Here is a 14,562-nt window from a genome sequence, read left to right on the forward strand (position 1 = left end):
AAACCCTGACGTCAGGGTGAATCAGTGCAGAAGGACGCCCACTGGGGGCGCCCTTTCAGGGTTATGACACGCTTTTTTTATGTCTGCGCAGCCAGATTAATTTGTAGGCGGCAGGAATAATGAACAGGGACAGCAGCGGAGCCGTGATCATCCCACCAATCATTGGCGCAGCAATACGGCTCATGACTTCTGAACCTGCGCCGGTTCCCCAGAGTATTGGCAGCAGACCCGCAATGATCACCGCCACGGTCATGGCTTTCGGCCGGACACGCAGTACGGCACCATGATAGAGGGCTTCATCAAGACCTTCCGGTGTGAACGTCTCTTTACGGGACAATTCCGGGTGCGCTTCAATGGCATGACGCAGATACATCAGCATGACCACGCCAAACTCTGCTGCCACCCCGGCCAGGGCGATAAACCCGGTTCCGGTCGCCACTGACATATGGAAGCCCTGCCAGTACAGGAACCATATTCCGCCAACCAGGGCGAACGGCAGGCTCATCAGGATCAGCAGGGCTTCGTCAACCCGGCGGAATGCCAGATACAACAGGATGAAAATGATCATCACCGTCATCGGCACCATCAGCTTCAGTTTCTTGTTGGCATGCTCAAGCAGTTCAAACTGTCCGGAGAATGCCACACTGGTTCCCGGTCTCAGTTTCACTTTCTCGCTGATGGCCGTCTTAATGTCGTTAACCACCGACACCATGTCCCTGCCGCGGGCATCAACATAAATCCAGCTGGCTGGCCGGGCATTTTCGGTTTTCAGCATGGTTGGTCCAGAAACGACGTTAATATCCGCGACATCGCCCAGCGTGATCTGCTGCTTCATCGGGGTCAGGATCGGCATCTGTTTCAGCGCCTGCGGACTGTTCCGGTAATCCTGCGGGTAGCGAATGTTAATAGGGTACCGGGCCACCCCTTCAACCGTCTCACCCACCATAGCACCTCCGATTGCTGAAGAGACGAACAGCTGGACATCACCTACCGTCATCCCGTAGCGGGAGGCTTTCTCCCGGTTGATATCGATATCGATGTAGCGCCCGCCCTCAAGTCGCTCAGCCAGGACAGACACCACGCCAGGCACGGTTTTGGCTACCGCCTCGATACTCTGCGCCGTCGCGTCGATATCGGACAGAACAGTCCCGGACACTTTGATACCTATCGGGCTTTTGATCCCGGTTGAGAGCATATCAATACGGTTACGGATAGGCGGCACCCAGAGGTTTGCCAGACCCGGTAAACGGACTGTCCTGTCGAGTTCATCAATAATCTTGTCAATTGTCATGCCGGGACGCCACTGATCCTCAGGTTTGAGCTGGATCGTGGTTTCCACCATTTCGAGCGGCGCGGAATCCGTTGCGGTCTCTGCTTTACCGGTCTTGCCAAATACAGAAGCCACTTCAGGAACGCTTTTGATTAACTTGTCTGTTGTCTGCAGGAGCGCTGCAGCTTCTGCCGGAGAGACGCCAGGCAAGGTCGACGGCATATACAGCAGATCGCCCTCGTTAATCTTCGGCAGAAATTCACCGCCCACCTGACTCAGTGGCCAGATAACCGTGAAAATGGACAAGGCCGCAACCAGCAGGGTTGTTTTTGGCCAGTGGAGGACCCGCAGCAGCAAAGGATGATACGCTTTGATCAGCACCCGGTTCAGGGGGTTACTTGTCTCGGCAGGAATTTTCCCCCGGATCCAGAATCCCATCAGAATAGGAATGACGATGATGGCCAGTGCGGCCGCTCCCGCCATGGAGTACGTTTTCGTGAATGCCAGCGGGCCAAACAGACGACCTTCCTGCCCTTCCAGGGTAAAGATAGGAATAAAGGACAGGGTGATGATCAGCAGGCTAATGAACAACGCGGGTCCCACTTCCACGGAGGCGTCGGTAATCACCTTCCAGCGGGTGGCGTTGTCAATCTGCTCACCCGGATGCTGATGATCCCACTCCTCAAGCCGTTTGTGCGCATTTTCAATCATCACAATGGCGGCATCCACCATCGCACCGACGGCAATCGCTATCCCTCCCAGCGACATGATATTGGCGTTCAGTCCCTGGAAGTGCATGACGATAAAGGCGATACACAGGCCAAGCGGCAGAGAGATAATCGCCACCAGGGCAGAACGTACGTGCCACAGGAACAGAGCACAGACGATGGCCACCACGATAAACTCTTCCAGAAGTTTGGAACTGAGGTTATCAATCGCCCGGTCGATTAACTGGCTGCGATCGTAGGTGGTCACGATTTCAACGCCTTCCGGCAGGCTGGCCTTCAGCGTCTCCAGTTTATCCCTCACTGCCGTGATAACGTCGCGCGCATTTTTACCCGACCGCAGGATCACCACGCCGCCAGCGACTTCTCCCTGGCCGTTCAGCTCGGCAATACCACGCCTCATTTCGGGCCCGGTCTGCACGCGGGCAACATCCCGCAGATAAACCGGCACGCCGTTCTCACCTGTTTTCAGGACGATGTTATTAAAATCATCAATGCTCTGAAGATAACCGCTGGCACGGACCATATACTCCGCTTCGGCCATTTCAACGGATGAGCCACCGGCCTCCTGGTTAGACGATTCAAGTGCCTGTTTCACTTCGGGCAGGCTGATACCGTACTGGGACAGTTTTACCGGATTGACCTGAATCTGGTACTGTTTCACCACGCCGCCAACCGAAGCGACCTCAGCCACGTTCGGGATGGTTTTCAGCTCAAATTTCAGGAACCAGTCCTGCAGAGAGCGCAGTTCTGAAAGGTCGTGTTTTCCGTTGCGATCGACAAGGGCATATTCAAATATCCAGCCCACTCCCGTGGCGTCCGGGCCGATTTCAGAGCTCACACCCGCAGGCAGTTTGCCCTGAACCTGATTCAGGTATTCCAGCACGCGCGAACGGGCCCAGTACAGATCGGTGCCGTCTTCAAAAATGACATACACATACGAATCACCGAACTGTGAAAAGCCACGCACGGTTTTTGCGCCAGGTACGGACAGCATGGTGGTGGTAAGCGGATAGGTGACCTGGTTTTCTACAATCTGCGGGGCCTGTCCGGGATAGCTGGTTTTAATAATGACCTGCACATCTGACAGGTCAGGCAGCGCATCGACCGGCGTGTTAATTATCGTCCATGTGCCCCAGATGCTGAGAAACAGTGCGCCCATCATGACCAGGAAACGGTTGGCGACAGAGCGCCGGATAATCCATTCAATCATCGTCGTCTCCTCAGTGCCCTGAATGCATATTTACAGGCTGCTCAGACATTGCTGGCATACTGTTTTCTGTTTTTTCAGGGTGGCGCATACGTTCCAGCGCGCCCGTAATATTGGCTTCGGAGTCAATGAGGAACAGGCCACTGACCACCACGGTATCGCCTTCATTCAGGCAGGAGCCAATGCCGGACTGTTGCTGTGATTCATGCAGAACGTGGATCTGTTTCGGCACAAACTTGCCTTCATCATCAACAGTAATCACGCGCTGTTCTTTGCCGGTATCGATAACGGCCTGGCTTGGTATCAGCAGCATCTCCTGGCTCTTGGTATTCAGTTTCAGATAGGCATTCATGCCCGGCTTGAGAAACTCATCCTTATTAGAAACCTGGAGACGGACCTGAAGCGTACGGGTTGTCTGATCCACGCTGGGAAGAATGTTCCATTTTTCGACATGGAATGTTTTATCCGGATAAGCCGGTACCGAAATTTCAAACTGCGACGTATCTTTCAGCAGATATGCGATAGATTCTGGCACTGCAGCGCTGATCCAGACCGGGTCCATCCCCTGAATCTGAGCCACTACTTTATCTTTCGAAATATTCATTCCGGTGCGCAGGTCAAACGCAGTAATGACACCATCAATAGGTGCTTTAATGGTAAAACGGGTCTGGATTGTGCGGGTTGAACGCAGCCTTTGAATATCCTCTTCCGGCATACCAGCTAGACGAAGTCGCTCCAGAACCCCTTTTATCTGGGTTGACGTACCGCCTGTACCGGATAACAGCAGGAACTCACTTTGTGCCTCAACCCATTCAGGAATGGTGATATCGATAAGCGGAGTGCCTTTCTTCACATGATCGCCAATCGTCAGGGGATACACTTTTTCGACGAAACCGTCAGAGCGCGCCTGCACAATGACAAACTGATACTCGTTGTAACTGACATTAGCCGGGATTGTCTGAGAATAATTCAGCATTCCTCGCGTGACTTTTTGCGTTTTTAATCCCAGATTCTGAACCTGCGTTGGATCGATACGGATCCCGCCACTGCTTTTATCGCCGCTTTCATCAGCATATTTTGGCACCAGGTCCATATCCATAAAGGGAGATTTTCCGGGTTTATCAAATTTGGTATCCGGTTTCATCGGGTCATACCAGAAAAGTACCTTTCGCTCCGGTGCCTTTTGTTCGGTTTGTACTGTTTTTTGTGATGAGTTTACATACTGCCAGGCAGTAACCGATATCAGCCCTCCTGCTATGAGGCTGCTGATAATTATTGCAGCATATTTTATCTTTAAAGAAGCCATACAATTTCTCGCTGAAAAATCAAAACACCTGGCATATGCGCCCGATCATTCATTCACAGTAATCCCTTAATGAATGTTCAGGCGCACTGGATGTATTCGCTCCGGACTGATAATCAGGATTGCGTAACGTTAATGCTTTTGAGTAAGGAGATATTGCCCTGCTGAATAAACGAGAAATCGACATGGTTGCCGGTTTTCAGGGCATTGATAGCGTCGTCTGCATTAACAAAAGTGAAGCGCATGGTCATTGCAGGCCAGCCCACAGCAGGGATTGCTTCGTGCGAAATGGTAATCTTTTTACTATTCATATCAATGTCTTTAACGACACCGGTGCCCTTGATAACCTGCTGTACCGAAGCATCACTGGCAGCATTCATATCGCCATGCTGATGTGTTTCAGCATGAAGACCGGCAGAAAACATGACAGAGAAGGCACCAAATAAAACGGCTTTAAGTGAATTACGCATTTTTAATTTCCTGATTAATTAAATAAATTTACTCTACCCAACCGCCACCCAGCGCGGTAAACAGATTAATTTCGTTAACCTGTCGGGAATAGGTAAGATCGAGAATGGTTTGCTGCGTAGCGAAGAGGGAACGTTCTGCATCCAGCACTTCGATGTAACTGACAGCACCACTTGCATATAATCCTCTGGCACGCTGGAGAGTTATCTGAAGTGAATCAAGATAACGCTGCTGTGACTCAAGTTGCTGGCTAAGGCTGTCGCGCAGCGCAAGCGTGTCGGAAACATCCTTAAAGGCTGACTGAATTTTTTGTTCGTAATTAACCACCGATTGTTGCTGGCGAATTTCAGCCAGCTTCAGATTGGCTTTATTCCTGCCAGCATTAAAAATAGGAATTTCAATTTTAGGGATAAAATTCCACATTCCACTTCCTGACGTAAACAGGCTTGACAGCTCCGTACTGCTTGCGGAAAGACCACTGGTCAGGGTAATGGAGGGGAAAAAGGCCGCTCGCGCTGCGCCAATATTGGCATCAGCCGCTTTCAGCTGATATTCCGCTTCCATAATATCCGGTCGCTGCAGCAAAATTTGTGAAGATAGATTTGGTGGCAATTTTACTGGTGCGATCTCCCCGCCTTTCATCCCTTTTTCTGACGGAAGTGCGCGGTACGTTCCCAGCACCAGTTGCAGGGCATTGTTTGCCTGAGCCAGATCGCCTTCTCGTTTGGCTATTTCGGCGCGGGTACTTTCGATTTGTCCTCTCGCCTGTTCAAGTGCCAGAACGTTCGTACTCCCGGTCACGAGCTGTTGCTCAACGAAAGCATAGGACTGTTCATAATTTTTCAGCGTTTCCCGCGCAATACGGAGTTGTTCGTACGCCAGTTGCTGGCTGAAATAGCTCTGTGAAACGTTGGAGACCAGCAGGATGTGTACGGCCCGACGGGCTTCTTCGCTGGCAAAGTAGTTCTGGCGGTCAGCATCACTCATGTTCTTAAGTTTGCCGAAAAAATCGAGCTCATAGCTGAGCTCCAGTCTCGCGTCGTACTCCTGTGTGGTCGGCTTGTCACCTTTCAGACCACCGCTGTATGTTATCCCGGATGAGGCATTCAGCTGGGGGTAACGATCTGCATCCGTGACGTTGAACTGGGCTCGGGCCTCTTCAACCTTCAGGGCAGCCATTCTCAAATCACGGTTATTAGTCAGAGCTTCACCGATCAACCGGGTAACCTGGGGATCGACAAAAAAGTTACGCCAGCCCGTATCCTGATAGCCATTTACCGCTGGCGTCAGGCTGTTATGGGACAGTGAAAACTGCTGGGGTACCGGTGCTGCGGGCCGCTGATATTCAGGCGCAAGCGACACGCAGCCTGCCAGGATGAATATCGTGCTAATGCTGAGTAATTTTAATTTGAACATAACGCTTCTCGTCCAGGCAGACCTGGTAAATGGTTCAAATGAAGTCCAGAGTATTGATAGGGGTACTTTACCTAACGCTCTCTGTTTGCCGAGTGACAGGATAATGACAATGTTGTCATTTTTGCTGTAATCCGTTGATAACGATCGTGGGCGCAATAGAATGACATTAGCAGCCAGCCGGGGAGCAAGATGAAAATATTGATCGTCGAAGACGAAATTAAAACAGGTGAATATCTCAGCAAAGGGCTTACAGAGGCAGGGTTCGTAGTGGATCACGCTGATAATGGTCTTACCGGATATCATCTCGCCATGACAGCCGAGTATGATTTAGTCATTCTGGATATCATGCTACCTGATGTGAACGGCTGGGATATCATCCGCATGCTGCGCACTGCCGGAAAGGGTATGCCGGTCTTACTGCTGACAGCCCTCGGCACGATCGAACATAGGGTCAAAGGACTGGAACTGGGTGCGGACGATTATCTGGTTAAACCCTTTGCGTTTGCCGAACTGCTCGCCCGGGTGAGAACCCTTCTGAGGCGGGGAAACACGATGATCACGGAAAGCCAGTTTAAGGTGGCTGACCTCTCGATTGATCTCGTATCCAGAAAAGTCAGTCGCGCCGGAAACCGCATTGTGCTCACCAGTAAAGAGTTCAGCCTGCTGGAATTCTTCATTCGCCATCAGGGAGAGGTTCTTCCCCGCTCCCTGATTGCCTCTCAGGTCTGGGACATGAATTTTGACAGCGACACTAATGCGATCGATGTCGCAGTAAAGCGACTCCGCGCTAAAATAGACAACGATTACGAGACAAAGCTGATCCAGACAGTCCGGGGCGTGGGCTACATGCTGGAGGTCCCGGATGCATAGCAAACCTTCCAGACGCCCTTTCTCACTCGCTCTGCGGCTGACCTTTTTTATCAGCCTGTCCACGATACTGGCTTTTATCGCCTTCACCTGGTTTATGCTGCATTCTGTTGAAAATCATTTTGCCGAGCAGGATGTCAGCGATCTTCAACAAATCAGCACCACACTGAACCGTATACTGCAGTCCCCGGTGGATCCGGATGATAAAAAAATAAGCAAAATAAAGGAATCAATTGCCAGCTACCGCAACGTTGCCCTTTTGCTCCTCAATCCCAGGGGTGAAGTGCTCTTTAGCTCAGCTCAGGGGGCGGCACTACGCCCGGCAGTGAATTCAGCAGATTTTAGCGAGCACAGCCGCGCACGGGATGTCTTTCTCTGGACGGTGGAGGATCCTGCGGGACCGATGGATACCGGGTCCGAAATGAAGATGGAAACATACAGGATTATCGCCTCCTCTGGTCAGGCGATATTTCAGGGCAAACAGCAGAACTATGTCATGCTGACTGGCCTATCCATTAATTTCCATCTCCATTACCTCGATGCGCTGAAAAAGAACCTGATTGCGATTGCCGTCGTGATAAGCCTGTTGATTGTTCTGATCATTCGAATCGCTGTCCGTCAGGGGCACCTGCCCCTTCGTAATGTCAGCAATGCCATTAAAAACATCACCTCCGAGAATCTTGATGCGCGACTGGAACCGACACGCGTTCCCATTGAGCTGGAGCAACTGGTTATCTCGTTCAATCATATGATTGGAAAGATTGAGGATGTCTTTACCCGCCAGGCCAATTTCTCTGCCGATATCGCGCATGAGATCAGAACGCCCATCACCAATCTGGTGACGCAGACTGAAATCGCACTGAGTCAGGATCGAACACAGAGGGAACTTGAGGATGTCCTCTATTCCAGTCTTGAAGAGTATAACCGGATGACCAAAATGGTCAGCGATATGCTGTTCCTGGCACAGGCAGATAATAATCAGCTGATACCTGACAGGGTCATGTTTGACCTCAGAGCGGAAGTCATGAAAGTCTTCGAGTTTTTCGAAGCCTGGGCCGAAGAACGCAATATCACGCTCAAATTTAACGGGATGCCCTGTCTGGTCGAGGGAGATCCACAAATGTTTAGAAGAGCGATCAATAATCTGTTATCCAATGCCCTGCGTTATACCCCTGAGGGACAGGCAATCACCGTCTCAATAAGAAAACAGGGGAGCTTTTTTGACCTTGTGATTGAAAATCCGGGGAAACCAATCCCTGAAGAGCATTTATCAAGGCTGTTTGACCGTTTTTATCGGGTGGATCCGTCCAGACAACGAAAAGGAGAAGGCAGCGGCATCGGTCTTGCGATTGTGAAGTCAATCGTGGAAGCACATCACGGAAGAGTGCATGTGGAATCGGATATACGCTCGACACGTTTTATTTTATCCGTACCCAGACTGGAGAAAATGATTCCGGATCCCCAACACTGAGAATAAAGATTTAAATGACAAAGATGTCATTAGCCTGTCATGCAGCAAACAGAAGCCATTCGATATAATTAGTGCAACTTATCAGGAAGGCTGGATTGCTTCATCAATACCCGGCGTCAGAGTACGCCAGGAATGAATATCCAGCCATCTCCCGGAGAAATAAGAACTGCCGAACCTGTTTAAGTTATGAAACTGAAAACACCGGTTGTACTTCCCCGGACATCATTAATTGAGAAATGGAGAGTTATCATGAAAAATATCGTATTAGCATCTTTGCTGGGCTTTGGTTTAATTTCTTCGGCCTGGGCCACTGAAACCGTGAATATCCATGAGCGCGTCAACAATGCACAGGCCCCTGCTCACCAGATGCAGTCTGCTGCGGCTCCTGTCGGGATCCAGGGGACTGCTCCCCGTATGACCGGTATGGACCAGCATGAACAGGCCATTATTGCTCATGAAACCATGACGAACGGATCGGCAGATGCGCACCAGAAAATGGTGGAAAGTCATCAGAAGATGATGGGAAATAACACAGTATCCACGACCGTCCCTTCAACGTCTTACGCGGCGATGGATGAGCATGAAAGAGCAGCGGTTGCCCATGAATTCATGAATAACGGTCAGTCCGGCCCACATCAGGCCATGGCCGAAGCGCACCGCCGCATGATCAATGTAGGCTGAATGCGACTGTAGTATCCGTGCTTTTTACCCTTTCCTTGATAGATTATTCCTTAACCGGATATGTTGTGACATTTTTGCCCCCATCAGGGGGCTTTTTTATATGACTCAGCTACAATTAACCGGTACCTACCTGAAAAGGATTTATTAAATGAAAATCAAAAACACCCTTTTTGTTATATTAATGTTATCCCTGCCAGCAATTTCTGCCGAACATTCGGAAATGAAAATGTCAGATATGCACTCATCGGCATCGTCACAGGAATATATGGCTGGCATGAAAGACATGCATGAAAAAATGATGGCCGCCGTTAATGAGCCCGATCCCGATAAGGCCTTTGCAAAAGGTATGATCGCACACCATGAAGGAGCAATAGCAATGGCTGAGACCGAGCTTAAATACGGAAAAGATCCCGAAATGAGAAAGCTTGCGCAGGACATCATTAAAGCTCAGAAAGGTGAAATCGAGCAGATGAATAAATGGCTTGGCAGTCAAAAATAAAGATTGCAAAAACGCCATGATAAGCGTAATTTTAAATCACTCCCGGGCACGGGATCCTGTTAAACGTTAAATAATTAAAACCCGATTAATTTCGGGTTTTTTATATTCTATACTCCGGTCCTTTGCTGTGGACCGGAATATATGCAGCTGCGATTATTTTAACACATTATCTCGTCATGGAAATAATGTCGCTCAGGATCTCAATCAGTTCAATTCTTTCCTGCGTTCCGTCATGATAGGTTGATCTTGAGATTATTCTTTCCGCTGTCATCTGGGGCCAGAATTTATCAAGCACATTATCGGGTTTCATTCCCACAGCCCGGCCGATTATTTTTTTAGCGTCACAGGTGTCCGTAAACGTGACTGCTACACCGGTAATTTCTTCGATCAGATCCGGGCAGAGATAGTTCTCTATTTCACGTTTGCGCGTGGCGAAGAATACCTTACCGGCTTCCTCCACTTCTTTTTTACGTTTCTGAATGGACAGAACCTGTGCAGGGTCTCCCCCAATATCGGAGTCCAGAAATACGCACCAGGGAAGCCCCAGATCGTTGGCCAGATTTAAGGTAACCCAGTGTTTGACGCTCCCGCATCCTCCTATGAGGACTGGCACAATTTTCACGTCCTCAAGAGAGGCTGGCAGCACACCTGATTGTTTAAATGAACTGGCCGCATGCCTCAGGAAAGTGACATCCGACTTTCCTTCTACCAGAACAATGCCTTTAGCCCTTTCCATACCAGTCTCTGGCAACACCCCCAGGCTTTCAGTTGCTTCCTTCAGCACATCGTCATCCGGCATTTTTACAACGGGTTCACCTGTCTCATTTCTGGTGACATAACGTACTGAATCGCCACGGATAATCTAGACACTTCCGAGCCGTTGATAATACTGTTTTTCATATTCTGTCGGTGACATCTGTTCGCTAGAACCATGCCGACGCTTACTGTTATAAAACATTTCGATGTAATCAAAAATATCACTGCGGGCTTCTTCTCGCGTTCCGTAGATCTTTTTCTTTATCCGTTCACGTTTCAACAACTGGAAAAAACTTTCTGCAACCGCATTATCATGGCAGTTACCGCGACGGCTCATGCTACCCTCCAGGCCGTGTGATTTCAGGAACGACTGCCACTCATGGCTTGTGTACTGACTGCCCTGATCCGAATGAACCAGCACCTGTTTTTCGGGATTACGCCGCCATACAGCCATCAGCAGTGCGTTCAGGACAATGTCCTTTGTCATCCGGGATTGCATGGACCAGCCGATAATTTTGCGTGAGAACAGATCAACAACAACGGCAAGATACAGCCAGCCTTCGTGGGTCCTGATGTAGGTTATGTCCGTTACCCAACGCTCATCAGGAGCATCCGGATTGAACTGTCGCTGGAGCCTGTTGGGTGACACGATACTGGCCTCGCCTTTACGTGCCCGCGGGCTTCGGTATCCGACCTGAGCCTTTATTCCGACACGTTTCATCAGTCTCCAGACTCTGTTTACTCCGCACTGTTGCCCGCTGTCACGCAGATCCAGATGGATTTTGCGATAACCATAGACGCATCCCAATTCCAGCCAGAACTGTTTAATCTGTCCTGTCAGTCTCAGGTCTGCCTGATGGCGTTGTGAATGCGGCTGCTGAAGCCAGGCGTAAAAACCACTGGGATGAACATCCAGCACCCGACAGAGCAGGCGAACAGGCCAGCAACAGGAGTTGTCACGGATAAAGGCGTACCTCAGTCGGACAGCTTTGCGAAGTACGCCGCAGCTTTTTTTAATATGTCCCGTTCGTCGGTAACCCGTTTCAGCTCTTTCTGGAGACGGCGGATCTCGGCCTGAGCATCTGACTGTTCTTTATTAGTGGAAGAATCCGGACCGTACTTCTTTATCCAGGCATAAAGGCTGTGGGTGGTGATATCGAGACGTGTTGCAACGCTGGCAACAGAATAACCGCGATCAACAACCTGTTTGACTGCTTCAGTTTTAAACTCTTCGGGATAACGCTTACCGCTCATGGGCACCTCTCTTTAAGCCATCTTAAATGACTCTGAGGTGTCTGTTAAACCCATGGCGATTCAATATCCGTTTCCAGAGGTTAAACGGATTTACCACCCGAAGGTATCCTCTCTCAGGCTGCGAGGATTTTCCGGTCACCCGAAGGTGTTTCTCTCAGACCGGTAAAACGTTGGCTGGCAGTCACCCGAAGGCGCTCCTCTCAGACTGCCGGAGCATTAGCTGGTTGCATGTAGCAACAAGTAAGCCTGTCTATTTTCAGAGCAAATAGTGATTATGTCAACCTGGGTATCAAATGGGTATACCTATTAAATACTATCCAGTTTATTGGTAGAATATAAATAAGTTACCACTTAAATGATACCGATTGGAATGTGACTATTTTAATGTTACTGCCGGAGGAACTTTGTTTATATTTGGATATCTTCGTGCTTCAACTCAGGAACAGGATGCACTGCGTGCAAAATCGAGGCTCAAGGACTTTGCTCAACAACACAATCATCGCATTGCTGGCTGGTATGTTGAAAATGCTTCAGGCGCAGCATTGCACCGACCGGAACTGATGAGACTGCTTCAGGATACAGAGCCAGGGGATGCGATACTTATAGAACAAGTAGATCGGCTTTCACGCCTGGATGATAATGGCTGGGAATCTTTAAAAAAGATGATTAATGAGAAATCGCTTTCAATAATAAGCCTTGATTTGCCTACAAGTCACATTGCCCTGTCCACACCATCAGCTTATGACTTTACTCATAGTATGCTCCGGGCAGTGAATAATATGATGCTGGACATGTTAGCTGCTATCGCCCGTAAAGATTATGAAGATCGTCGCAGAAGGCAGATGGAAGGAATTACAGCCGCCAAGGAAAAAGGGAAATACAGGGGGAGGCTAGCAGATAAGGAAAAACATGAGTTAATTAGAACGCTTCGCAAGAAAAACGGAAAATCAATAAATGAAACGGCAAGGCTCGCCGGCGTTTCACGCATGACAGTTATTCGAGCATGTAAAGATACGGATTGAAATTTAGAAAAGCCACAGCCCTGAATGAGCTGTGGCGCTACGTCCTGAAAATTCAGTAAAGAAACAACTTATTCTGTTTCACCGCGAAAATAAACTTGTTTAATATAACGACCACGGCCATCTCCATGCCCCAAATCCATCGATACTAATGCTTCAGCTTCGTCGCGGCTCATTCCATTTTTAATATGATGATTTACAGCATCACGTGAATAAGCGTAACGCAAACTATGCGGGGCATTTTTACCATTCATCCCTGCCTCTCGTACAATATTTCGGTAACGATCTATTGCAGTATGCAGAGAAGGTTTATCAATCAGTTTTCCGTTATGTTCACTGACATAATGAATTGCCTTATCAAGAATTGATAAAACTTTTTCACGATTGAAAACTGTTGTTTCTCTCGGCCGCCCGCCTTTAGTCCCGAAAACAACACGGACACGCTCATTATTGTTAATCAATGACTGCTTCCATGTTTTTAACGACTTTGCGGACTGCACGGTTTCTTCTGTTCTCAATCCAAGGTATCTTGAAAGTTGTACCGCGAGCGCAACACCTTCATCTTTTTTAAGCGCAAAATTCACAACCGCATTAAGTTTTTCATCTGTAATAGGAAGTTTAGTGCCATCCCGGTTAGCACCAGAAATTCCCAGGGCCTGATTACTCAGGCTGGTATGATTGGGATCGGCCAGTTTATTTCTTCCTGCTGATAATAAAACAGAGCGGATAGCAGACATCTCATTCTGTAACGTCCTGAGAGACAAACTGTCTGCCTTCCTGCTCTCAATATATTTTTCAATATGGGAAGTTTTGATATGTTTTACGTCCCTAATCTGAATATTCAGTTCAGACAGACGTTCAGAAAAACGTTCTGCAATTCTTGAGCGGTCAGCCACAGTTTTATAACTTCCCCTTCCCTGACGAGCAAGTGTGACAAGTTGTTTGCACAGCTGTTTACTGAATCTGGACATTCCTATATCTCCACAGGGATACACGTCCCTCGGCTTGTAAATAAGCGGACGGATCTGTACCCCAGTAATTCATCCCCGACGACACGGTTGCTTTTGCGCTTCCTGCGTCTCAACTGGTATCTGTGCATCGGGGCGGCGAATTGTTGAGTTCTTGCGAGGCACCCCAGATCTCTGATCTGTTTGCTGCTTATGCAGAGCTGACTTACGTCAAGCTGCCTCCAACACTACTGTTCGTAGTGTCGCCATCGATACCGAGTCGATTTCCTCCTTACTGATAATTGAACGTTCAGACGGCCTTCCGTCGTGCTTACGTTGATGTAAAAGTGAGTTTAATACCGTACTAACACGGACTACATGTTGGTCAGATGGTAGTAAAACGTTGAAAACCACGTCGTACGTGGGTTGAGACGTTATGCGCTGCGCGCGTCACTTGGTAGTGTCTTCGCCACTTCACAAGTGACGCCGCGCAGCTTCGTGCTCCTAATGCAACTCCGTAAGCGGCCAAATGTGCCAAATGGCCTTATCCGTCGATGCAAAAGTCGTACGAAACTCAGGGCGTATCCCTGGCAAGAATCATAACGTAGTGAAAGATCAGAGCCTGATTCAGCTCCTTTAATGACAATTCAACATCAGGAAGATGTGAATCATTGAG

General features: G+C 49.0%; 11 protein-coding genes and 1 pseudogene. 5 read left to right on the forward strand and 7 right to left on the reverse strand.

Annotated elements, in window-relative coordinates; translation table 11 throughout:
* Positions 1-61: 61 nt before the first annotated feature.
* The 4 genes from silA to silC all read right to left on the reverse strand — a co-directional run bounded on the left by silA (position 62) and on the right by silC (position 6,392).
* Entirely contained in the window at positions 62-3,208 is a 3,147-nt protein-coding gene (gene silA, locus INT84_RS21085) for a Cu(+)/Ag(+) efflux RND transporter permease subunit SilA (protein WP_000574021.1), read from the reverse strand.
* A gap of 10 nt (positions 3,209-3,218) precedes the next feature.
* Positions 3,219-4,511, reverse strand: coding sequence for a Cu(+)/Ag(+) efflux RND transporter periplasmic adaptor subunit SilB (silB, locus tag INT84_RS21090; RefSeq protein ID WP_194208357.1), 1,293 nt, complete (start codon positions 4,509-4,511; stop codon positions 3,219-3,221).
* Between the two features lie 113 nt (positions 4,512-4,624).
* A complete protein-coding gene (cusF, locus tag INT84_RS21095; RefSeq protein ID WP_001246153.1) occupies positions 4,625-4,978 on the reverse strand; it encodes a cation efflux system protein CusF in 354 nt (117 codons plus the stop codon).
* Positions 4,979-5,006: 28 nt separating this feature from the next.
* Entirely contained in the window at positions 5,007-6,392 is a 1,386-nt protein-coding gene (gene silC / locus INT84_RS21100) for a Cu(+)/Ag(+) efflux RND transporter outer membrane channel SilC (RefSeq protein ID WP_000475503.1), read from the reverse strand.
* A gap of 189 nt (positions 6,393-6,581) precedes the next feature.
* Here silC and silR point away from each other — a divergent pair, with 189 nt between their 5' ends.
* The 4 genes from silR (at position 6,582) to INT84_RS21120 (ending at position 9,910) form a co-directional block, all read left to right on the forward strand.
* Positions 6,582-7,262, forward strand: a complete 681-nt coding sequence (silR, locus tag INT84_RS21105) for a copper/silver response regulator transcription factor SilR (RefSeq protein ID WP_000697968.1) — start codon at positions 6,582-6,584, stop codon at positions 7,260-7,262.
* The gene (gene silS / locus INT84_RS21110; protein WP_000555738.1) at positions 7,255-8,730 is read left to right on the forward strand and encodes a copper/silver sensor histidine kinase SilS; all 1,476 of its coding nucleotides are present in this window, start codon (positions 7,255-7,257) and stop codon (positions 8,728-8,730) included. The genes silR and silS overlap by 8 nt, the downstream gene beginning before the upstream one ends.
* A gap of 249 nt (positions 8,731-8,979) precedes the next feature.
* Entirely contained in the window at positions 8,980-9,411 is a 432-nt protein-coding gene (gene silE / locus INT84_RS21115) for a silver-binding protein SilE (RefSeq protein ID WP_006785880.1), read from the forward strand.
* 148 nt (positions 9,412-9,559) lie between these two features.
* On the forward strand, positions 9,560-9,910 hold the full coding sequence (locus INT84_RS21120) for a DUF305 domain-containing protein (protein ID WP_006785879.1): 351 nt from the start codon (positions 9,560-9,562) through the stop codon (positions 9,908-9,910).
* Positions 9,911-10,076: 166 nt separating this feature from the next.
* On the opposite strand, the pseudogene INT84_RS21125 reads toward INT84_RS21120, so the two are convergent.
* Together INT84_RS21125 and INT84_RS21130 are read right to left on the reverse strand one after the other, a co-directional pair.
* Positions 10,077-10,760 (reverse strand): annotated as a pseudogene (locus INT84_RS21125) (TOPRIM nucleotidyl transferase/hydrolase domain-containing protein); the annotation flags it as partial.
* 12 nt (positions 10,761-10,772) lie between these two features.
* A protein-coding gene (locus INT84_RS21130; protein WP_087464944.1) for an IS3 family transposase occupies positions 10,773-11,920 on the reverse strand; the annotation gives its coding sequence in 2 pieces (ribosomal slippage) (positions 10,773-11,671 and positions 11,671-11,920; 1,149 coding nt in all).
* Positions 11,921-12,324: 404 nt separating this feature from the next.
* Here INT84_RS21130 and INT84_RS21135 point away from each other — a divergent pair.
* Entirely contained in the window at positions 12,325-12,942 is a 618-nt protein-coding gene (locus tag INT84_RS21135; protein ID WP_020899211.1) for a recombinase family protein, read from the forward strand.
* 68 nt (positions 12,943-13,010) lie between these two features.
* On the opposite strand, the gene INT84_RS21140 is transcribed toward INT84_RS21135, so the two are convergent.
* Positions 13,011-13,910 (reverse strand): integrase domain-containing protein, encoded by a 900-nt coding sequence (locus INT84_RS21140; protein WP_006786007.1) that lies wholly within the window; start codon positions 13,908-13,910, stop codon positions 13,011-13,013.
* Positions 13,911-14,562 lie beyond the last annotated feature (652 nt).

It is taken from the genome of Superficieibacter sp. 1612_C1, assembly GCF_015234305.1.
Lineage (GTDB): Bacteria > Pseudomonadota > Gammaproteobacteria > Enterobacterales > Enterobacteriaceae > Superficieibacter.